Below are 21,658 nucleotides of genomic sequence, written 5' to 3'. Positions count from 1 at the left end.
TCAAATAAATAAACTTAACTGACTCAAGCTGAACACAAAACGACTGACGCTAAGCTAAAAGACCGGTACTAATTTGTAGCCTTGTGTCTGCCAACCGATCAGTGAGATAAAGCCGTCAGCGACGACATCGAGCTCTTGAGGAAGTTTGTCATTATCAACGTTAAAAACATCTGTGGCGATGGCGCAGATTTCGATGCGGACATTTCGTGCTGCCAGAGCCTTGATACTCTGCTGAATCGAATCGAATGACTCTTCATATTCAAATGCTAATTCCGGCTTGGCCTCTTTACTTAAAAACTGCACGGTTGGACCAATGACCACGACCACAATCTCAGGCTCAACGCCCTGACGTTTAAAACCATCATAAGTGCCCACAATTAAATCCATGTAGAACGCGGTGGTTTTGGCCGTTTTAAAGTCAATTAAAAACACGCCTTTGGCTTGTTCGATACCATTAAGCGCCGCTGCATCATTATATTTTTGCTCCGCATTGATATTGGTGATCGTAAAGAGCAATAAAAAGCTAACTAACTTTATTCCTTGTAAGCACTTATGCATAAGACCCTCTTTATTCCATCAATTCATGCGAAACCGTCTGCAAACAGTAACAAAAAAACCGGTGGTATCTCACCTCCGGTTTTCAATAAAAAAGAACTCTGATTTACGCGCCAACAGCTATTAACGGATAATCAGATCGGGCAACCAACGCTTAGTGCGGTCAATCTCATCACGCTCACCTTCATTCATAGGCGGTACGTTAAGGTCATCCGGCGGTGAAGCCAGCACATTCAAATCTACAGCTTGCGCCTCACCTCGAATTTCATCGCCTTCAACTTTCATGTGATAGTAGATGCCGTTCCAGAAGTTCGCGCCAAACTCCTCCTTTTTCTTAAACATAAACAGCAAATCATGTGACAACCAACTTAAATCGTCTTGAGTGACCCTATTTGGTTGTTTATACGGGTATGCAAGATGGCACCATAATTCTGGGCCTTCTAGGCATTTCATCTCTTTCATAGAGAGGAAATAGTCACGAAATTTATCGTGATCCATATGGAGCTTGTAGTGGCTACCGGACTCATCTGGCTTAAAGTGCACAGTCCCTACAGCAATGGACTGACCTTTTTTATCCACTAATAAGATATCTTTTTTGCCATCTAGTGGCGCAGCCTGCAAGCCCCCCGACATAAGCAATAAACCAGCTGATAGCGTTACTAATCCTTTCCGAACTCGACCCAACATACTTACCTCCCCACCGGTAATGTTGATAAGCCTACGAATAATATCTGTACGCATTTGATGCCAGTTTTACTCGGAGGTTCCTTTTAATCTCAGTTTATTCAGCATCTACTAATTAACCATGGTACTTGGGTACTGATTTAACCCGCGTATATAAATATTTAATAAATTAACTCTGGTGTCTGCCAAAACGAGCTGATGATTTTTTGTTCACAATTCAGTATGGATAAGGGTAGTATGCAAGGAAAGGTAAATTCGTCCGACATAGCAACCGAGCCTATCCTATTGTTAGGTATGGGCTACACTTACTCAGGGTAAGTCACACCCTCTTAGTAGTAGCAGGAAGATGCGATGACCAACACTTTACTTTTCGCCGCTGAAGAATCATCAGTTCCAGATAAGGGAATATCGCCTTGGAAAGTACTGATCGTAGATGATGAGGAGGGCGTTCATCGCGTTACTCGCCTCGTTCTAAAAAACGTTACCTTCGATAACCGCCCAATCGAATTACTCGAAGCTCAATCTGCAACGGAAGCCCGTGACCTCTGCGAAAAGCATGGCACCGATATCGCCCTTGCATTAGTCGATGTTGTGATGGAAACCGATGATGCAGGCTTAAAGCTGGTTCGGACCATACGAGATGAGTTTGCAAACCATATGACACGTATCGTTTTGCGTACAGGTCAGCCAGGGCAAGCACCCGAAGAGCAGGTTATTCAAGAATATGATATCAATGACTACAAAGATAAAACTGAGTTAACAGGTACTAAGCTTAAAACCCTACTCTACTCTTCTTTGCGTTCTTATCGTGATATCAAAACCATAGACCGCCAACGCAAATCACTTGAAACCGTGATTCATGCCATGGGCCAAATTAACCAAGTTAACTCTCTCAGTAGATTAGCTTCAGCAATTCTAAATCAACTGATTTCACTACTGAATTTTGAACCCGATTCAATTTATTGTTGTACTCGACGCATTTATCGAGATACCACCCAATTTACTGTACTAGCCGCCACGGGGGCATTAGAACCCTTAATGCATGAAGCTTCTGTCGAGAAAAATATTGAGTCTGCAATGACCCAATATCATGAAGATGAACTGCCAGAAGACTTACAAAAAGTTTTTAGCCAGGCCCTAAGAGAGAAAAGTTCTATTCATACCCTCGACGGCTATATCGCTTATCATTCAGGCAGTTCTGGCACCGAGAGCCTTCTCTATATCAAACACCACAATGATATTGATGAACACGCCAAACACTTGCTAGAAATATTCAGTGCAGATGTGATCGCGACTTACCACACCCTACTCCTGAAAGAAGAAATTCAGGATACCCAAGCGGAACTGATCTACATCTTAGGGGAGGCGGTTGAGAAACGCTCTAAAGAAACGGGCGGGCATGTTAAGCGCGTCGCAGAAATATCAGCCCTACTTGCGGAAGCTTACGGCACCAATCAGATGTTTGTGGAAAATATACGCTTGGCCTCACCTCTGCATGATCTTGGCAAGATAGCTATTCCAGATGCAATTCTAAACAAACCAGCTAAGCTCGATCCGGATGAATGGAAAGTAATGCAGACTCATGCTGAGATTGGCGAAACTATGCTAAGTCATTCAGAAAGGCCTATATTTCAATTAGCTGCTCGCATTGCTGGCGCACATCATGAAAAATGGGATGGTACAGGCTATCCGAGAGGGCTGTCTGGAGATGAGATTCCACTCTCGGGCAGAATCACCGCTGTCGCGGATGTTTTCGACGCACTCAATAGCAAACGCTGTTACAAAGAGGATTGGCCTTTAGAAGAAACGCTCGCCCTGCTGGAGGAGCAAAGCGGCAAACAGTTCGATCCTCAGCTGATTACATTATTCCAAAAAAACTTGGATGCGATTTTACAAATATGTGAACGCTTCCCTGATTAACGGATGCTACCGAAGCTATGTTTGAAACCTCACCAAAGAAAGTTTCATCCAAGATAATCTCAGGTCGGCTGGGTAAGCGTTTTGCGGTTCTGATCATTGTATTTAGCTCATTTTTTACCCTTTTTAGCACCAGTTTGCAGCTTGCTCTGGACTACCATGCTGATATCAGTCGAATCGAGCAGCAGTTCAACAATATACAAACATCCTACTTACAGGCGATCACTCTAAGTGTGTGGTCTTTGGATGATTCCCAGATTGAAACCCAGTTAGTCGGGCTAAGCCAACTTCCTGATATTGAATATGTTTCTATTTTGGTAGATGGTGAAACAAGCTGGGAGCAAGGCAAACCTATTTCACGTGCAAATCGCACAATCGATCTTCCGCTTGAATACAGTGCTCCCGGTATCAATACACAAAATATTGGACAGCTTCGAGTCACCGCCAGCATCGATAACGTTTACAACCGTTTGATCAGTAAAGCGGGGGTCATCCTGATCAGTAACGCTATCAAAACGTTTTTAGTGGCAGGTTTTATTTTGCTGGTAGTCTGGCTGCATATCACCCGTCACCTACAAGCGATTTCTAGCTATCTTCGCGATATGGATGTGTTCACCCTATCCAAACCGCTATCGCTAAATAAACGAAACCCACCCGAAAAATACGATGAGATCGATACGGTAGCAGTCAGCATTAACGAGATGAGGGATAGCATCTACAACTCCTACCAAGAGCTCAACGAAAACAAGCTCCACTTGCAGGAGTTAGTAGAACAGAGGGATGCGTTGCTAGAAACTGAACGCGAATACAAAGAGACACTGGAAGATAAAGTTAAAGAACGTACACAGCAGCTAGAAGATTCAATGACCGAACTTCGTTCCGCTCAAGATTTATTGGTAGAAACCGAGAAAATGGCTGCTTTGGGTAATATGGTGGCAGGCGTAGCTCATGAGATTAATACACCTATAGGCGTTTGCCGAACAGCAGCTAGTTTTCAGGGCGAACACAGTAAAGATATTCGAAAAAAACTCACTGAAGGCAAACTAACGCAGTCAGATTTAACCGATTTCTTAGATGGTATAGATGAGTCCAGTGCGCTCTTTGAAGCGAATATCATTAAAGCCAGCAAGCTTATCTCTAGCTTTAAATTGATCGCGACCGACCAGAGTTTCGATGCCAAACAGCAATTCAATCTCAAAACCTATCTTGAATCATCCATTCAAACCATCTATCCACAATACAAACATCAGAATGTGAACTTCCATATAGATATGCCTGAGGACATAAACTTAAACAGCTATCCTGGCGCGCTTCACCATATATTGAGCAATCTAATCAATAACTCGACCATACATGGGTTTGAAGGCAAAGAGGGTGGCAACATAAAAGTTCGCGCTTATGCAGATGAACATAATGCCATGCTGGAATACCACGATGATGGTCGTGGCTTATCGTTAGAAGAGAGCAAAAAGCTATTCGAGCCATTTTTCACCACTAAAAGAGGTAAAGGTGGCAGCGGTTTAGGCATGTCTATTGTGTTTAATATTGTCTCACAGCAATTAGGCGGTAGGATCGAACTGATTAATGCCGATCAACCGGGCTTCCACATTCGCGTAACCATGCCTCTAGAAGCTAAGGAGCACAGCTCCCCTGAACAGCTAGCCTAAGCAGAAGTAGGACTGAGCTAACTAAGTTCTTGCAGAAGATCAGAACTCCAGGTAACCGATTTGGTATAACAATCGGCCACAAAATGAAACTCTTCTCCTTTAGGTAACAGGTCCCAGTCTGCCTTGATATAGGCTTCAGTTTGAGCGAGCAGTTTACCCAACGGGTTATTTCCACCCTGTACCGCTCGCTTAACTTCAACTTGAACGGGTAACTGCTCCAGCAACTCAGGTAAAGGGATACCTAGAACAGCATCTATCCCTGAGAGAAGTCCCGTCATAAAAGCGGTGCCGGAGTCCACATGGTTATGCTTTTCCGTCATCAACTGGCACATCTTCGCTTTGATCAATAACAGTCCGACCAACTCGCTTGGTACCTGTTTGTTATGGCAAAGCGCAAACAGCAGCACCCATTTTTTCAGCTCGGTTAGGCCAATATTGATAACAGCTTCGGAAATACTCGAAATAGTTCTACGACCTCCGAGGGCCGCGGAGTTTACTAGCTTTAACAAACTAGCAACCAGCTCCGGATCTCGCTGTAAAATCTGTTCAATAGAATCGACTGTTGCTTCAGAGCTGTTCACTTCTCCGATCAACTGGAACATAACCAATTCGTTGCGTGCTAATTTGCGTCCGCTCACCAACTGCGGTTCAGCAAAAAACCAACCCATAAACAGATCGAAGCCCGCAGTTTTACAATGATTATATTGCTCAAAGCTTGCGATATTGTCTGCTAGCAATTTAACACTAGGTTGCTGTTTGAGTTTTTGTGCAAGCTCGACCAGTGCATCTGCGCTGTATGCTTGGCAATCGAGTCTGATAATGTGAGCAAACTGCTGCAGCTCAGAATCAAAATCGGCAGGCATACAGATACGGTAACCTTGAACAGACAGATCTTTAAGAATCTCTTCCAAATGGGGAACAGACAAAGCAGCTAAGGTTAAATCGAACACCACAGAATCAACAGGAAGCTCTGGGAATTGAGCATCGTACAACCAGGAGGCATCTACTTTGACCCAAGCTGGCAGGCACTTTACATGGCCATTATCTAACAGATTACTGAAGGCATTAACAACTACATCTGCAGTATTAGAGCTATGATGATCTTCATCAGAATGCTCAGAAGCAGAAACCAGTTGGTATGCATAAGTGTTTAAATGCACATCAAAAATCGGCTGCCTAGAAAAAAGTACCGGCTGATTCATTTCATTCCTTTATTCAAAACGTATCTACCCCATTCTAATCCCATGCCAGACTAAGCTAAATACCCAAAGCCATTGATCCTAAGCAATAGCTTTTACAATTTCCCTACAATTAATAGTGAAAATAGCCATAGAACCTTGCGCTCTTACATTTCTGAGCAAATACTAAACATTAGTTAATTAAAACAATCTTCAATCACCACTGTATTCAGTGTTTTGAGGCCAACATGAATGGATTCATCAAGGCGGGTATCGCCTTTACCATCGCAGTTGTTGCTATCTTATTCTTCCGGTACCAATTAACTGACAGCAAAATCATAACCAATACAGAACTTCCTGCAGTAAAGATTGCAGTTTCAACGACCCCACTATCTGCTCCATTTTATATTGCGGAGAAGCAGGGGTTCTTTAAAGAAGAAGGGGTCAAAGCCGATCTCATCCCTCTCGCTGGGGGAACTAAGTGCTTTTCGGCACTGCTAAAGAAGGAAGTCGATCTAGCCACTGCTTCTAACTCAGTCGTTATGTTTAATGGTTTTAAATATGATCACTTTACTGTGCTCAGCAGCTTTGTGGAGTCCGATAATGACATCAAGCTAATGAGCCTGTCGGGTAGCGGTATCACTAAAGCTCAAGACCTAATAGGTAAATCCGTCGGTATTGTTGAAGGCAGCGCCAGTGAATACTTCCTACATACATGGTTAACCCTATCTGGCGTTGATCCAAGTAAAGTGCTAACTAAAGCCTATAGCGTTGTCGACCTCCCTAAGGTACTGAGTTTAGGAGAAGTTTCAGCCATATCTGTTTGGGAACCTTTTGCGTTTACCGCAGCATCCAATAGAAACAACCCTGCTCGCCCATTAGATACCAAAGGGCTTTATAACCTCAGTTTTAATTTGGTGGGACTAAAGGGAGCAGCACGTAACATAGAAAGTGAGCAGAAGGTATTAGCAGCTTTAAACAAAGCTGTGCATTACATCGCAGAGTATCCTCAAGAATCTCAGATAATTATTAGGGAAAAGCTACAACTGAGTCAGGCCTTTATTGATTGGATCTGGCAGGACTACCTATTCAAGCTGTCATTGAATCAATCGCAAGTAAGCTCGATTGAACAGCAGGCACGTTGGGCCATCGAATCGCAGTTAGTCATTAGTGAGACCACTCCTGACTTTATCCAATTTTTTGACGCCTCTGCGTTACAAAAAATAGATCCACACGCATCTTCGCTGTAAGTCAGAGGATAATGCTCTAACTATGACCATAAGAATTCGGCTGATTATCTTAACACTCCTTACCGTCCTACTCTGCTTGAGTATGTTGCTTGGTTTAGGCTGGATGGATGCATACAGAGCAGATCTGTTTAAGCGGGTAGATGCCATTTCGCGCATCCAAGTTGAAACAAATGCCCTTCGCAGCCAATTCCGACTACATGAGCGTTACAAAGATCTCGAATCTATTGAACGTGGGTTTCGTATTCAAAAACAACTTCAAACCTATTTAGATGAGTTAAAGCCTTTTGGGCCGGATGAACAAACCTATATTCAAAGCTTACGCCATCAAAACGAGAGTATTAGTTCGCTTTACAAGCGCATGACTCATGTACATAGGTCTCCGCAACTATCGGTCAACCAATTAAACAGCCATAACTACCTATTAGATCGCTTAGACACTACGTTACTGAGTATGAGTGAAGAGAGCTTTCGTTTAGAGCATCGCGCTTTAGCTAACTCACAACAGTACATACAACAAAAAGCGGCAATTATTCAGTCCATGCTACTCAGCTTAGCCATATTGATTGCAATTTCGACGTTCCTCACCCTACGTCTTTTCCGTCGTCGCTTAGAGCAAATCGAAACGGGTATTCAAGAACTCGCTCAAGGCAATACAAGTTGCCGGATTGAAGCTGAGCTAAGCGATGAAATCGGGAATTTAGCGGCTCACTTTAACGAAATGACCGAACAGCTTGAACACAGCACCGTTTCTATCGATCAATTGCAGACTGAGGTATCTAAGCGCACATCAGAATTAGAAAAACAAAAGCACACCTTAAAACGTTTAGCGGAGCAGGATAGTCTTACCGGCCTTTCTAACCGTTCGTTATTTATGCGTAACTTAGACCTCACCATACAACGTTGTCGGGATCATCAAACCTTAGCCGCTATCTTTTTTATCGATCTGGATAAGTTCAAACAGATAAACGACTCCTTAGGTCACAGTACCGGGGACGCGGTTTTAGTTGAAATGGCTAATCGCTTTATTAAATCCCTACGTCGCTCCGATCTGTTAGCTCGTATTGGCGGGGATGAATTTACCGTTATTATTGACCAGCTTTATCAACAGGATGATGCAGCAGAGCTGGCCCGTAAATTAATCGCCAGTTTGGAAGCTCCTTATGAATATGATGGCCACACCTTATATCTAAACGCCAGTATTGGTATCAGCATCTATCCTAACGATGGTACTGAAGCTATTGAGTTGATGAAAAATGCCGATACTGCCATGTATCAAGCAAAAAAGGCTGGGGGAAACTGCTTCAATTTTTACAATAAAGGCATGAACCAGCATGCACTGACTTGGTTGGAGCTCGAAGGCGATCTTCGAGAGGCGTTAAAACATAAACAGTTATCCGTCTACTACCAACCTCAATTTGATATCACCTCTAATAAATTGGTAGGTGTAGAAGCTTTAGCACGATGGCATCACCCGCAAAAAGGGTTAATCACACCAGATAAGTTTATTCCGTTAGCTGAAGAGAAAGGGCTAATTCAACAGTTAGGAACTCAGGTGCTCGAGCAAGCTTGCCAACAGGTAAAATCTTGGTTGGATCAAGGCGCTGCAGATCTACTGCTAGCCGTTAATATTTCTGCAAAACAATTAGAACACCAGCAACTGCCGCAACAGGTACAAAGTGTCCTCAACAAAACAGATTTCCCACCTCGGCTACTCGAGTTAGAAATCACCGAAAGTTGCATCCTAAATGATCCAGAAGAGGCAATTCGCCAGCTAAATCAACTGAAACACCATGGCTTACGCTTAGCATTGGACGATTTCGGAACCGGGTATTCATCACTCTCCTATCTGAAACGTCTACCGCTAACTAAGTTAAAAATTGATAAGTCATTTGTTGATGGCTTAGATGAAGAGTCTGATGATTACGCTATCTGCCAGGCAATTATTGCCCTCGGCAATAGCTTGAAATTGACGGTTATAGCCGAAGGCGTTGAACAGCAAGATCAAAGTGAGATATTAAGAGCAGAAGGCTGCAACCAGGTACAAGGTTATCTATTTGGCAAACCAATGACCGCAAACGAATTCGCAAAACGCTATTTAGGCTTAAACCAGAAATACATGATGGAAGAACATTAGGCTAAATTGATTCACATTAAACAGAATCAAAAAAATCACTTTTAAATATTATTGACGGTTGGGCCTAACCTAAAAGCCAAGTATTATCAGTAAGATATATACCTCTAGGCTTTATCGCAGACCTTTGAATGATGACTCGTAAAAAACGCCAAATAACTGTACCGCCAGAAAAAGCCGTAGTTTTGATCGTCGATGACATGCAATCAATGCGCATGATTACTCGAACCACACTTAAAGAGATGGGGTTTCGTAAGTTTGTTGAAAGCCCAAACGGACAAGAAGCGTTAAAACGCTTAAAACTGATGAATATTGATCTGGTGATTTGTGACTGGGATATGCCAGAGATGAACGGCATAGAGTTACTGCGCCAAATCAGAGCAGATCAGCGTCTTAGGAAAGTATCTTTTGTAATGCTGACCGCCCATGCCGAAGCCGATTTAATCCATGAAAGTATTACGGTCGGGGTTGATGGGTATTTGGTTAAACCCTATCAACCCTCGACGCTGTGTGCCCGTATTAACGATCTACTCGAGCACCCTGTAGACATCTCTTACGCTTAACGCAGACAGGTTTCCATATTGTTCGCAAGCTGCTTCAGGAAGCCTGTATATCCCTGTTCAGAAGTAATATCGATCGCAAGAGGATCTAGCTTACCCAGTTTCACTGGCTGCTTAGCCACAATTCGCTGAATTACCTTCGCTTCGAACTGCGGCTCAGTGAAGATACAGCCTACTTGATCTTCCTTAAGCATGGTTTGAATCGCTTGTAACTTTTTCGCACCCGGCGCACGAGCAGGATCAACCGTGAAGTAGCCACGCTGATTCATATCATAATGTTCAACAAAGGGAGCAAAGGCATCATGGAATACGATAAAACCTTTCTCTCTGACAGTCGCTAACTGAGCCTGAATCGCACGATCCGTAGCCAAAATATCTGCCGCAAATTGTTGGTAATTGCTGTTTAATTGCTCCGCCTGTTCTGGGTGAAGCTTCACGAGGGCTTTTTTAATCTCTGCCGCAGCCTTCAGCATTTTTACCGGGTCCATCCAAACGTGAGGATCGACAGCATGGTTGTGATGATCATGTTCATCATGACCGTGGTGCTCATGATGATCGTGATGCCCCTCTCCTGAACCCTCTAAAAGCTGCACGGTTGGAACTTTGGAACGTTCTAGTGCTTTGCTTAAAAACTGCTCCATATCGGGGCCAACCCAAACCGCTAGATCAGCAGTGTTTAGCTTGCGTAAATCAGAGGGTTTTAGAGAGTAATGATGTGGTGAGCTGCCCGCAGGGATCAGGGAATCAACCTCCCCTAATTCACCTACCACACCTTCAACAACTAGCTGCAATGGCTTAACGCTCGCTACCACCTGAATCGGTTGATCAGCAGTCGCTGTACTCGCAGCAAAAAGTGTTAAAAAAAGTAGAGTAATATTTTTCATCTTTCGCAATACATCTCTGAAGATTAAGGGTTACAATATAACACAAACTTATAGGGTAAGAATGCTATGGCACATACTGATCTAGCCTTTCATCCTGAACATGATCACCACGGATGTATAGAACAAGCATTGGAAGATGCACGCTCACTTTGTAACGAGCGTAACCTGCGTTTTACGCCTATTCGCGAGCTGGTTTTAAAAACTATCTGGCAGAGTCATAAACCGCTTGGTGCCTACGAACTTCTACCCGAACTAGCCGCTGGTGGCTTTAATTCAGCGCCTCCTACAGTTTATCGAGCGCTAGAGTTCTTACAGGAACAAGGCTTAGTCCACCGTATCGCTTTACTGAACGCTTATATCGGTTGTCCTCACCCAAGTGATCATCATGAAGGCTCCTTTCTGATCTGTCGTGTATGCAATAACGCAGTAGAGATTGATACGCGAAAGGTGAGCCAAGATATCCAGAAACAAGCGGATAGCTTAGGCTTCAAACCGGAAAAACAATCGATTGAAGTACTGGGCATTTGCCCAAGCTGCCAACAGAGTGCCGCCTAGTGAGCCCATCGCCACATACCCATGAACCACTGATCAAACTTGAAAATATCAACCTTTCCTTTGGTCAAAAGCACGTTTTGCAAGATATCAATGCAGAACTGCATCGTGGCTGTATTACCACACTGATCGGCCCCAATGGCGCAGGTAAGACGACTTTAGTTCGTGTAGTGCTAGGCTTACTCAAAGCTGATAGTGGCAGCTTATGGCAAGAAGATAGCTTACGCATCGGCTACATGCCGCAAAAGTTACAGATCGATAATACGTTCCCTTTAACAGTTGATCGCTTCCTGCGAACAACTCAATGTAAAGACCCAGCTAAAATTTTGGCAGCATTGACCGATGTCGGCGCTGATAAGTTACTCAAGCAAGCAGTACATAACCTGTCTGGCGGTGAGATGCAGCGTGTCCTGCTTGCCCGCGCCCTACTTCGTGATCCTCATCTACTAGTATTAGATGAACCTGTGCAAGGGGTTGATATTAACGGTCAGCTTGAACTTTATAACCTGATTGCACGTATTCGGGATGAACGTGGTTGTGGTGTTTTAATGGTTAGTCACGACCTTCATCTTGTGATGGCAGCAACAGATCATGTGGTTTGTATTAATCATCATGTTTGCTGCTCTGGCCACCCTGAACAAGTCACCAATGACCCATCATTTACCGAGCTATTTGGCATTCAAGGCAGCGAGCAGTTAGCTGTTTATAGCCACCATCATAACCATCGCCACGATGATCATGGCGATATTATTCCTGATCATAATTGTAAGGGCGGTTGTTAATGCCTGATTTTCTTTTATATGCCTTGCTAGGCGGCATTGGTGTTGCGGTTATTGCCGGCCCACTTGGCTCATTTGTGGTGTGGCGCCGCATGGCATATTTTGGTGACACACTCGCTCACTCTGCTCTTCTTGGGGTTTCTGTCGGCTTTATGCTGCAAGTAAACCTCAACCTAGCCGTGATCTTCTGCTGCGTGGCCCTCGCCCTTATTTTGGTCGCGATGCAAAGGCAGCGGATGGTAGCTACAGATACTCTATTGGGCATCATGGCTCATAGTTCGCTCTCTTTAGGCTTAGTTGCCGTCTCTCTACTAGAGATTCGGGTAGATCTGATGTCCTATCTGTTTGGTGATCTACTCGCTGTCGGCGTCGAAGATCTCTATTGGATCTACGGGGGCGGCATCCTCGCTCTGGTGCTGTTAAAACTCCTCTGGCAACCTCTCTTAGCGATCACCATCAATGAAGAGCTCGCTCATGTCGAAGGGGTGAATATTGCCTGGACACGATTAGCTTTGATGCTTTTGATCGCTGTCATTATCGCCGTAGCAATGAAGATTGTAGGCTTACTACTAATAACGTCTCTGCTAATTATTCCTGCAGCTGCCGCAAGGCGTTTAGCCCAAAGCCCTGAGCAGATGGCCATCGGTGCCGCTATCGTCGGTAGTTTGTCAGTAGGTGGTGGTTTATGGCTATCATGGCATTTCGATACACCCGCCGGCCCATCGGTTGTGGTGGTATCCCTGCTGATTTTTGTTCTGCTTTACACGTTGCCTTTACGCCGAGCGATTTAGCACAACATTCCAGATATGTTAATCAGCGCTTCCATAAGGCGTTGATTAACGCACCTGCCAGAATCAAGCACCCGCCGATGATGGTCCACAAAGTAGGAATCTCTTCAAAAAAGATCACACCCAGAATTGCAGAAAAGATAACCTGAACATAAGCATAAGCACTCGCCTTGCCTGCCTCTTCTGCTGCCATCGCTTTAGTTAATCCAATCTGCCCAACTTGAGTAAATACACCCACTAACAGCAGAAGTAACAGCGCTTCCATTCCAGGCACAACAAAGTCACCGCCCAACAGCAATAACGAGGTTGGTAACGCCACCAGCGGGAAATAAAAGATAATGACAGAGCTATCTTCCGTTTGACTCAGTTTACGTACGATCACATAAGCGATGGCACTCCCTAAAGCCCCCGCTAACGCAGCGAACAGGCTTAACATCGGTAAACCAATTAATCCCGCTTCACCCGGTCGCATCATCACAATCACCCCGACAAAACTGAGCAACATACAAAGCATCGTCGCTAGCTTGATCCGCTCTCCCAGAAACAGCAACGCTAAGACCGCAGTAAATGCCGGATAGGTATACTGCAATACCGTTGCATCAGCTAATGAGAGGGTCGTGACAGAGTAATAAACGCAAACTAGAGCCAAAGCACCCACAACACCTCGCGCCAGCAGGAGCGGCTTATGCTGCCCCCAGATAGAGATGCGTTTACGTTTAACATCTAAGTAACTTAAACCTAAGGACACCAGAGCCCTAGCAGCCACTATTTCCAAAACCGGAATGCCATAACCCGACACCGCTTTAACGCAGGCGGCCATCAAGGCAAAACCAAGCGCGGATAGCAGCATATAGCGAATAGCGATGGGCACGGCAGTTATAAACATGGCTTTAGACTTTGAAACGTAGATTGAGAAAGCGGGATCATACCAGATAAGCCTCAGTAAACGAGGTGATCATCGATCAGGAAATTGGTTTACCGGTAAACGATTACCAAATAGGTATGATCTAATAAGTTACAAAAAAATAGGGGCTTAAAAGCCCCTATTTTATATTAGTGATCTTTCCGCTTAGCGCCGGGGTTCGCCGTAAACATCAGAGGCTGTGCGCCTTCCTCTATTTCAGGCTTATTCTCACGATTGACGCGTGTTTCCAGCTCTTCCACAGCGGTATCTGGTTCACCATCCAAACGCATGGAATCTGCATAATCACAACGTACGCACTCTTTGTACTCACGCTCTTCATCACGGTAAGTACGAATACAATCCATCTCGCCGCATCGTGGGCAAACAGCACCCGCTATAAATCGTTTAATAACTGTCATGTTAATTACTCGGTAATTCCACTGTGGCGAAGTAGTGCATCAACTTGCGGTTCACGACCGCGGAACGCTACAAACAGCTCCATCGGTTCGCGAGAACCGCCCATTTCTAGAATGTTCTTACGGAAATCTGCACCAGTATCCGTATTAAAGATGCCATCTTCTTCAAAACGTGAGAATGCATCTGCCGATAGCACCTCTGCCCATTTATAACTGTAGTAACCCGCAGAATAACCACCCGCAAAAATATGGCTAAAGCTATGCTGGAAGCGGTTAAACGCAGGCGGGGTAATCACTGCCACCTGACTACGTACTTTATTCAACACCTCTTGAACAACCGTTTCTCCCGGCTGGTAGTCACGGTGTAAAAGGAAATCGAATAGAGAGAACTCCAACTGGCGTACCATCATCATGCCTGACTGGAAGTTACGTGCCGCCAGCATCTTATCCAACAACTCTTGCGGTAGGGTTTCGCCTGTCTGGTAGTGACCTGAGATTAACGCCAGCGCTTCTGGCTCATAGCACCAGTTCTCTAGGAACTGACTTGGCAGCTCAACCGCATCCCAAGCTACACCATTAATACCACTTACGTCAGCCGTTTCAATTTGGGTCAGCATGTGATGCAGACCATGGCCAAACTCATGGAATAGGGTGGTTACTTCATTGTGATTCAGAAGGGCAGGATCATCACCTACTGGAGAGCTGAAGTTACATACCAAATAAGCCACTGGTAGCTGCAGAGAACCATCATCTAGACGACGACGCACACGGCAATCATCCATCCAAGCGCCGCCACGTTTCTTTTCACGGGCATACAGATCCATAAAGAAGCGAGCGATCACTTCACCATTGCGGCTAATTTCAAATAGGCGCGCATCATCATGCCAACGGTCGAACTCTTCGACTTCACGCATTTCGATATCAAACAGTTTACCGGTAACCGCAAATAGACCTTCCAATACTTTTGGAAGAGGGAAGTAGGGGCGGATCTGCTCTTCAGAAATAGAGTATTTCGCCTGCTTCAGTTTCTCGCCGTAGTAAGCTAGATCCCAAGCTTGCAGGTCTTCTGCGCCAAATTCAGCTTTCGCAAACTCGCACAGTTGCTCAAAATCCTGTTTAGCTACGGGTAGGCTTTTCTCAGCAAGATCCTTTAAGAACTGCACAACCTGATCGGTATTTTCAGCCATCTTGGTCGCTAACGAATAATCAGCGTAGTTACCAAAGCCGAGCAACTGTGCCAGCTCTAAACGTAGCTCTAATAACTGAGAGATAACCTCTGTATTATCCCATTTACCTTCGCCCGGTCCCTGATCAGATGCGCGGGTAGAGAAGGCTGTGTATATCTCTTTACGCAGTTCACGATCATCCGCATAGGTGATCGTTGCGAGGTAAGAAGGGAAGTCCAGTGTCACCAACCAACCCTCTTGCTCTTTCGCTGCAGCCATCTGCTTCGCTGCCGCTAACGCCATAGGCGGAAGGCCCGCAAGATCAGACTCTGAGGTCAGTAGTTTGCTCCAGTCATCGCTGGCATCCATGACGTTTTCAGAAAACTTAGTCGTCAGCTCAGACAGCTTCTGTTGCAGCTCAGCGTAACGCTGCTGTTCTTCTGGATTCAGAGCGATACCAGATAGACGGAAATCACGTAGAGTATTGTTGACTACTTTCTGCTGCGCTTCACTTAACTGAGTAAATTGCTCACTTTCAGCAAGCTGATTAAATGCTTGGTAGAGACCTTGATGCTGACCCATCTCTGTCCAGTATTGGGACAGTTTAGGCAAGCACGCATTGTAGGCATCACGTAGCTCATCACTGTTCACCACCGAATTCATGTGCGAAACAGGCGACCAGGCTTTAGCTAAACGGTCATTCATCTCTTCAAGAGGGGCAACTAGAGAATCCCAGCTAGGTAGAGACAGTTCTTGTAGAATACGTTCAACCGTTGCTCTGCTGTCTGCCAGCAATTGATCGATTGCGGCTTCGATTTGATCAGGTTTGATCTGACTAAATGCTGGTAACAACTGTGGTTCAAGCATTGGGTTACTCATATAAAGCTAGCTCCATCGGCGAGATATCGTTCCTAATACATGGGACTAAATCTTAATTTTTCAATTCCCCTAAGCTATTTCATAATAGATACTTCCCAATTTCTAGCGAGCAATAATTATGAATGTACGTACTTATCAAGGCTTCACTCCCAAACTAGGAGAGCGAGTTTTTGTTGATCCTAGCGCGGTTGTACTTGGAGATGTCGAGATTGGTGACGATTGCTCGATCTGGCCACTCACCGTAATCCGTGGTGATATGCACCGTATTCGTATTGGCGCACGCACCAGCGTGCAAGACGGTTCAGTCCTACATATCACCCATGCAGGCCCCTATAACCCAGATGGTTTCCCATTGATCATTGGCGATGACGTCACCATTGGCCATCAAGCGATGCTACATGGCTGCACCATTGGTAGCCGAGTTTTAGTGGGCATGGGTGCAATGGTTATGGATGGCGCGGTAGTTGAAGATGAAGTGATTATCGGCGCGGGCTCCCTAGTGCCACCAGGTAAAAAACTAGAAAGCGGCTACCTTTACGTTGGCCGTCCTGCAAAACAACAGCGAGAACTCACAGAAAAAGAGCGCTCTTTCTTCAGTTATACTGCTGGAAACTATGTGAAACTTAAGGATAAGCACCTTGAAGAAGATTTCGCAGGCTAACAGTCTGATCCTGGCCACGCTGCTTGTAAGCGGTTGTGGCTATAATATCCAGAGTTCCCCTACTACTTGGGTTAACTCCTATGAGGTAGAGGTCTCTGATACGGAGGAGGGGAAACGCTATTCCCTTTGTAAAAGTTTTGGTTGCGATCGAAGATCTTCAATACAGTTTTATACTGATGAGCTAGACCAAGTTCGTCAGCACTTCTCACCACCAGCAGTTACAGCAGAGGAAGAGCGCTTAAGGATCGCTACAGGTATCGGTCTGTTTGAAAGAATCACCGGCCCCAAACTACGCACTTTTGGTGATCAAGCAGCTAATAACACCTCCTTTATCAGTCGTTCAAATCAATTGGATTGTGTTGCTGAGAGCCTCAATACAACGCGTTACCTTTTAATCTTACAGCAGATGAACCTCTTACATTTCCACCGACCAGGCGGAAATGTTCACCGTGGCCCCTTCACGTTAAATGCGCCCCATAACAGCGCTACTATCGTTCAACTAGATACTCAGCAAGCCTTTGCTGTGGACTCTTGGTTTGGCGCTAACGCTGAACCCGCTTGGATTACGCCTGTGGATAACTGGTTAACCGGCGCTGATCCTGAAGACTAGCTGCTGGTTATAATTCAAACACCAGTTGATAATAATTATCAATAACTTTAGTATCGCCCACCAACATCTTACTTTCATAATACTTTGAGCCTTATTTTCAGCAAGTTAAGCGCTATTTCCGTTACTCGGACAAGCGCCTGTGGGTATCTATTTAGCTCGAAAAGTAAGCAGCCTTAATGCTTAAACGACTAAGAACATTTTAAAACTACGATGTCTTGTTGGTTGTGAATAATCTCATTCAGTTAACCAGGGTAAGTACCAGATTAAATCGCTTTTTAAAAAGAAGGGAACAACATGAAAAAGACCACTATCGCCACGCTAGTTGCTGCGGCAATGACATCAGCAACACCAGCCTTTGCAACCGATGTTGCTAAAGAGTTAGCGGCAATGAAAGCACGTATTGCACAACTGGAAGCACAGCTAGCTGCTCAGCAAGCAACAACGGAAAAGCTAGAGCAAGAAACTGAAGCTCAAGCTTCAGCTGCTCCAGCAAACGGTGGCTTCGCAGATAACGTCAGCGTAGGCGGCGAAGTAACCTTGCTAGCACAGCAAGTTGAGACTGATGGCGAAAACAGCGTTGGTGATGTTTTAGTTGATACTTTCGAACTTGAAATCGCTGCTGATATTAACGAAAACGTTAAAGTTTCTACGCTAATCGAATACCTATCTGCAGACGAGAAACTGGACCTTGCTGAAGCATACGTAGTGATTGGCTCTGAAGATGACCCTCTAAGCTTCACGCTGGGTAAAGCTGCTCACCCTTTACTAGTAGGTGATTCTGCAGCCTTCACTGACCCAATTGCATTCGACATCTTCGATGCGAAAGAAGGTCTAGCTATGTTGAGCTACCAAAATGAGATGATTCAGCTAGATACCTATGTGCTTAACAACTCTGCAGAAGGTAACGAAGGTTTAGATACGTTCGGTCTTAACTTAGGCACTACATTCAGTAATGGTGTTTCTCTTGGAGCAGGCTATGTGACGGATGTTGCCAATACCGCAGGTCCTTTTTCTGAGCTAGGCGGTCTAACTGAGAAAATCGATGCATGGCGCGTAAATGCATTGGTAGAAGCGAATGACTTGGCGTTGTTTGCTGAGTATATCCAGCTAGGTAAATCTAACTTGGCGGGCGAGCCAAGCTTCCTTCATTTAGGTGCAGGCTACGGAACACAGATCCTAGGTGCGGACGGTACGCTTTTCCTAGGTTACAGCGAATCTGATGAAGCTGAAGATATCGATGATGTAGCAGGTATCGACTACGAACTACCTGAAAAGCGTGTAGCGCTGGGTGTATCGCGTTCTCTAGGTGAAAATGCTGAAGTGACTGCGGAATATGTTCGCGAAGAAGCTTACAGCGACACAGATAGCGATATCCTAAATGTTGCGGTAACAACTACTTTCTAAGCAGGGCTTAGCGAGTTGTTAAAATGTGACTGACCAACGCTGAATCCCCCTTCAATCATCAGCGCTGGTCGTCACAATACTCTGTACAGACAGATATTCTGTAAACATTACTGTTAATGATATCTGTTATCACTTTGGCAGGGAACGCTCCTAAGGAATTAAATCCTTTAGAAGGAACTTTTCCAAACCTTATTTGTTCGACTTAACCTCTAGCTTAGCCGAAGAAATTTCCCGTAAACGCTTAACCACTTGAGCATTAATACTACGTTGCGTAAACGTACCATCGGCCTTGCGTTTACCCGGCTTCTTACCCATTAAAATCTCTAAGCAATCATCCACATGACCAACCGCATGGACAGAGAATAACCCCTCCTTAACAGCCTCGACAACCTCTTCTTTGAGCATAAGATTGCGCACATTGGCTTTAGGAATAATGACCCCTTGTTCGCCGGTAAGTCCGCGGGTTTTACAGAGATTAAAGAACCCCTCTATTTTCTCGTTTACACCACCAATCGCCTGTACTTCGCCATACTGGTTGATAGATCCTGTAGTTGCGAAGCTCTGACTAATCGGTATATGTGTCAACGCTGATAAAAGGGTGCAGACCTCTGCTAAAGATGCACTATCACCATCAACATAACCGTACGATTGCTCCAAAGCGATGCTGGCAGAGATCGCCAAAGGGAAGTCTTGGGCATATTGATGACCTAAGAAGCCCGATAGGATCAAAACGCCTTTTGAGTGGATCGGCTGGCCTAAGGCAACCTCACGCTCAATATCCACGATACCGCGATTACCCGGATGAACCGTTGCCGTGATCCGTGCAGGTGTACCGAAAGCGACATCACCCACTTGCAGTACCGTTAGACCGTTGGTTTTACCAACGGCTTCACCTTGGGTATCGATCAAAACCGTTTGGTTAAGAATGCCTTCTTCGATCTTTTCAGACATCCGAGAAGTCCGGCGTTCTTTCGCATTCAGCGCCATCTCTACATGATCGGCATTAATCAGCTCATCTTCCTCTTTGACCCGCTTGAAATCAGCTTCACAAAGCAGATCAACCAACTCGCCAATATGAGCTGATAATAACTCCTGATCTTCGGCCTGACGCGAACTATGCTCGACCAAACGCGCCACTGCTCGACGAGTCAGCGGAGCTAAGCCTTCTTCATCGGCTAACGTTTTCATCAAGCGTGCATAATGCCTAATAGACTGAGGAGTTCGCTTTACATCCTCATCAAAATCCACCACGACTCTGAACATCTTCTCAAAGTCATGATCAAGCTCTTGTAGGAGGTAGTAGATATTGCGTGCACCGATCAGCACAATTTTCACTGAAAGCGGTACCGCCTGCGGCGTTAGGGTGATTGTGCTAATACCCGCGTATTCACTGGCGGGGCTTTCAATTCTGATTTCATGGGATTTCAGCGCACGTTTAAGTGCACCATAAACAAAAGGCTGTTCCAGTAGCTTCTCAGCTTCTAGTACCAGATAACCACCATTCGCTCTGTGCAAAGCACCAGGGCGAATAAGTTTGTAGGTCGTAGAAAGAGCACCCATTTCAGATGTGTACTCTACACGTCCAAACAAATTCTCATAGCTAGGGTGCGCTTCGTAAACAACAGGAGCACCCTTAACCTTATCGTTATCCACAAGCAGATTAACGCCGTAATTGCTTTCTAGATAAGCACGACGGCTGGCATCAGTAAGCGGCTCGATCAGCTTTTCATCACCGACAATTTCAGCGCAGTTTTTAACTAACGACGTTTCCATCTCTGACAGATAGTCTGTCGCCGCAGCAATATTGGCGTACTTATCTTTCAGCGGTTGGAAAAGTGGGGCGATTGACTGTCGTGTGGTATCACGATCGAGGTTCTTCAGCTTTTCTGCTGCCTCGCGTCGCCACTGCGGTAGGCCTGTTAACGCTTCGTTTAGCTTATCTTCCAGATCAGATATCGCCTTGGTAAAACCATCACGAATCTCTTCAGGTAACTGCGAGAAAACCGCTTCGTCCATCGCTTGCCCTTCGGCAACCGGAGTAAAACCGATACTACCTGCATCGCGGTATACCGCAATGCTATGCTCACGCGCTTCGCGCTCAACACCTTCTATCGCCTGATCATAATAGCGGTTGAGTTCACGCTCGATCTTACTCTTCTTACGTTGATAAGAAGGGCTTTCAAAGGCCGCTGGCATCTCTGACAACACCGCTTCGATAATGTTTTTAATATCACGCTTAAACTGCTGAGCCTTGCCAGCAGGGAAGGGGATAGCTAAAGGATTACGATTATCTTTTAGGTTATTCAGATAAACCCAATCCCCCGGCTTTTTCTCTTTTTTCGCCGTGGTTTTGAGGTTCTCCATCGCAAAGGAGAAACGCCCCGTATGCGGATTACCCATCACAAACAAGTTATAGCCTGGACGGCGCATGCCGATACCAAAATCCATCGCCTCAATGGCACGGGTTTGGCCAAAGAATCCAGTGAACGGTTCAAGCGTAGACGTGTTTTTGAAAGGTAGTAATTCAGGATCGCAGCGAAAATAAAGCTGCTCAGTAGATAGTCGGGTTTCCGTTACCATAAGGTACTCCCGCAGCAGACTGAAAAGTTAACACTATGCAGTGTTCTTATTTCAGTTATACGCCGCGAGAGAGCCCCATGCAAGTCTGCTTTG

The 21,658-nt window shown here is 45.2% G+C and carries 19 protein-coding genes; 11 read left to right on the top strand and 8 right to left on the bottom strand.

The window, feature by feature from the left end; translation table 11 throughout:
- Nucleotides 1-54: 54 nt before the first annotated feature.
- Both ACMXYU_RS00255 and ACMXYU_RS00250 read right to left on the bottom strand, forming a co-directional pair.
- Entirely contained in the window at nucleotides 55-558 is a 504-nt protein-coding gene (locus ACMXYU_RS00255; protein WP_415899653.1) for a DsrE family protein, read from the bottom strand.
- Nucleotides 559-678: 120 nt separating this feature from the next.
- Nucleotides 679-1,296 carry a hypothetical protein gene (locus ACMXYU_RS00250; protein ID WP_415899652.1) on the bottom strand — a complete coding sequence of 206 codons (618 nt, stop codon included), beginning with the start codon at nucleotides 1,294-1,296 and terminating at the stop codon, nucleotides 679-681.
- A gap of 294 nt (nucleotides 1,297-1,590) precedes the next feature.
- Between ACMXYU_RS00250 and ACMXYU_RS00245 the strand changes: the two genes are divergently transcribed.
- Both ACMXYU_RS00245 and ACMXYU_RS00240 read left to right on the top strand, forming a co-directional pair.
- Nucleotides 1,591-3,159 (top strand): DUF3369 domain-containing protein, encoded by a 1,569-nt coding sequence (locus tag ACMXYU_RS00245; protein ID WP_415899651.1) that lies wholly within the window; start codon nucleotides 1,591-1,593, stop codon nucleotides 3,157-3,159.
- Between the two features lie 17 nt (nucleotides 3,160-3,176).
- Nucleotides 3,177-4,823, top strand: a complete 1,647-nt coding sequence (locus ACMXYU_RS00240) for an ATP-binding protein (protein ID WP_415899650.1) — start codon at nucleotides 3,177-3,179, stop codon at nucleotides 4,821-4,823.
- A gap of 17 nt (nucleotides 4,824-4,840) precedes the next feature.
- Here ACMXYU_RS00240 and ACMXYU_RS00235 read toward each other — a convergent pair whose 3' ends face one another.
- The gene (locus tag ACMXYU_RS00235) at nucleotides 4,841-6,025 is read right to left on the bottom strand and encodes an EAL and HDOD domain-containing protein (RefSeq protein WP_415899649.1); all 1,185 of its coding nucleotides are present in this window, start codon (nucleotides 6,023-6,025) and stop codon (nucleotides 4,841-4,843) included.
- Nucleotides 6,026-6,249: 224 nt separating this feature from the next.
- Between ACMXYU_RS00235 and ACMXYU_RS00230 the strand changes: the two genes are divergently transcribed.
- From ACMXYU_RS00230 to ACMXYU_RS00220, 3 genes are all read left to right on the top strand, one after another.
- Complete coding sequence (locus ACMXYU_RS00230; protein ID WP_415899648.1) at nucleotides 6,250-7,251, top strand: ABC transporter substrate-binding protein; 1,002 nt, start codon at nucleotides 6,250-6,252, stop codon at nucleotides 7,249-7,251.
- Nucleotides 7,252-7,273: 22 nt separating this feature from the next.
- Nucleotides 7,274-9,385, top strand: coding sequence for a putative bifunctional diguanylate cyclase/phosphodiesterase (locus tag ACMXYU_RS00225; protein WP_415899646.1), 2,112 nt, complete (start codon nucleotides 7,274-7,276; stop codon nucleotides 9,383-9,385).
- Nucleotides 9,386-9,513: 128 nt separating this feature from the next.
- Nucleotides 9,514-9,945 carry a response regulator gene (locus ACMXYU_RS00220; RefSeq protein WP_415899645.1) on the top strand — a complete coding sequence of 144 codons (432 nt, stop codon included), beginning with the start codon at nucleotides 9,514-9,516 and terminating at the stop codon, nucleotides 9,943-9,945.
- Here ACMXYU_RS00220 and ACMXYU_RS00215 read toward each other — a convergent pair.
- Nucleotides 9,942-10,826 (bottom strand): zinc ABC transporter substrate-binding protein, encoded by an 885-nt coding sequence (locus ACMXYU_RS00215; protein ID WP_415897239.1) that lies wholly within the window; start codon nucleotides 10,824-10,826, stop codon nucleotides 9,942-9,944. The genes ACMXYU_RS00220 and ACMXYU_RS00215 overlap by 4 nt on opposite strands.
- A 66-nt stretch (nucleotides 10,827-10,892) precedes the next feature.
- Between ACMXYU_RS00215 and ACMXYU_RS00210 the strand changes: the two genes are divergently transcribed.
- Genes ACMXYU_RS00210 through znuB form a run of 3 tightly spaced genes read left to right on the top strand, consistent with a single transcriptional unit; the run spans nucleotide 10,893 to nucleotide 12,948 of the window.
- Nucleotides 10,893-11,381, top strand: coding sequence for a Fur family transcriptional regulator (locus ACMXYU_RS00210; RefSeq protein ID WP_415899644.1), 489 nt, complete (start codon nucleotides 10,893-10,895; stop codon nucleotides 11,379-11,381).
- Nucleotides 11,381-12,160: a zinc ABC transporter ATP-binding protein ZnuC gene (gene znuC, locus ACMXYU_RS00205; protein ID WP_415899643.1), complete on the top strand. Its 780-nt coding sequence runs from the start codon at nucleotides 11,381-11,383 to the stop codon at nucleotides 12,158-12,160. The genes ACMXYU_RS00210 and znuC overlap by 1 nt, the downstream gene beginning before the upstream one ends.
- On the top strand, nucleotides 12,160-12,948 hold the full coding sequence (gene znuB / locus ACMXYU_RS00200; protein ID WP_415899642.1) for a zinc ABC transporter permease subunit ZnuB: 789 nt from the start codon (nucleotides 12,160-12,162) through the stop codon (nucleotides 12,946-12,948). Before znuC ends, znuB begins: the two co-directional genes overlap by 1 nt.
- A gap of 22 nt (nucleotides 12,949-12,970) precedes the next feature.
- On the opposite strand, the gene ACMXYU_RS00195 is transcribed toward znuB, so the two are convergent.
- The 3 genes from ACMXYU_RS00195 to prlC form a co-directional block, all read right to left on the bottom strand.
- The gene (locus tag ACMXYU_RS00195) at nucleotides 12,971-13,831 is read right to left on the bottom strand and encodes a DMT family transporter (RefSeq protein WP_415899641.1); all 861 of its coding nucleotides are present in this window, start codon (nucleotides 13,829-13,831) and stop codon (nucleotides 12,971-12,973) included.
- Between the two features lie 167 nt (nucleotides 13,832-13,998).
- Complete coding sequence (locus ACMXYU_RS00190; RefSeq protein WP_415899640.1) at nucleotides 13,999-14,268, bottom strand: YheV family putative zinc ribbon protein; 270 nt, start codon at nucleotides 14,266-14,268, stop codon at nucleotides 13,999-14,001.
- Nucleotides 14,269-14,273: 5 nt separating this feature from the next.
- On the bottom strand, nucleotides 14,274-16,310 hold the full coding sequence (gene prlC / locus ACMXYU_RS00185) for an oligopeptidase A (protein WP_415899639.1): 2,037 nt from the start codon (nucleotides 16,308-16,310) through the stop codon (nucleotides 14,274-14,276).
- Nucleotides 16,311-16,428: 118 nt separating this feature from the next.
- Between prlC and ACMXYU_RS00180 the strand changes: the two genes are divergently transcribed.
- The 3 genes from ACMXYU_RS00180 (at nucleotide 16,429) to ACMXYU_RS00170 (ending at nucleotide 18,985) form a co-directional block, all read left to right on the top strand.
- Nucleotides 16,429-16,971, top strand: coding sequence for a gamma carbonic anhydrase family protein (locus ACMXYU_RS00180; protein WP_415899638.1), 543 nt, complete (start codon nucleotides 16,429-16,431; stop codon nucleotides 16,969-16,971).
- Entirely contained in the window at nucleotides 16,949-17,581 is a 633-nt protein-coding gene (locus tag ACMXYU_RS00175; protein WP_415899637.1) for a hypothetical protein, read from the top strand. The genes ACMXYU_RS00180 and ACMXYU_RS00175 overlap by 23 nt, the downstream gene beginning before the upstream one ends.
- Nucleotides 17,582-17,875: 294 nt before the next feature.
- Nucleotides 17,876-18,985, top strand: coding sequence for an LbtU family siderophore porin (locus tag ACMXYU_RS00170; protein ID WP_415899636.1), 1,110 nt, complete (start codon nucleotides 17,876-17,878; stop codon nucleotides 18,983-18,985).
- Between the two features lie 189 nt (nucleotides 18,986-19,174).
- On the opposite strand, the gene ACMXYU_RS00165 is transcribed toward ACMXYU_RS00170, so the two are convergent.
- Nucleotides 19,175-21,565 carry a Lon protease family protein gene (locus ACMXYU_RS00165; RefSeq protein ID WP_415899635.1) on the bottom strand — a complete coding sequence of 797 codons (2,391 nt, stop codon included), beginning with the start codon at nucleotides 21,563-21,565 and terminating at the stop codon, nucleotides 19,175-19,177.
- Nucleotides 21,566-21,658: the final 93 nt, after the last annotated feature.

The sequence above is a fragment of the Neptuniibacter sp. QD48_11 genome, assembly GCF_047778095.1.
Classification (GTDB): Bacteria; Pseudomonadota; Gammaproteobacteria; order Pseudomonadales; family Balneatricaceae; genus Neptuniibacter.
This window is presented reverse-complemented; position numbering and strand designations above follow the sequence as displayed.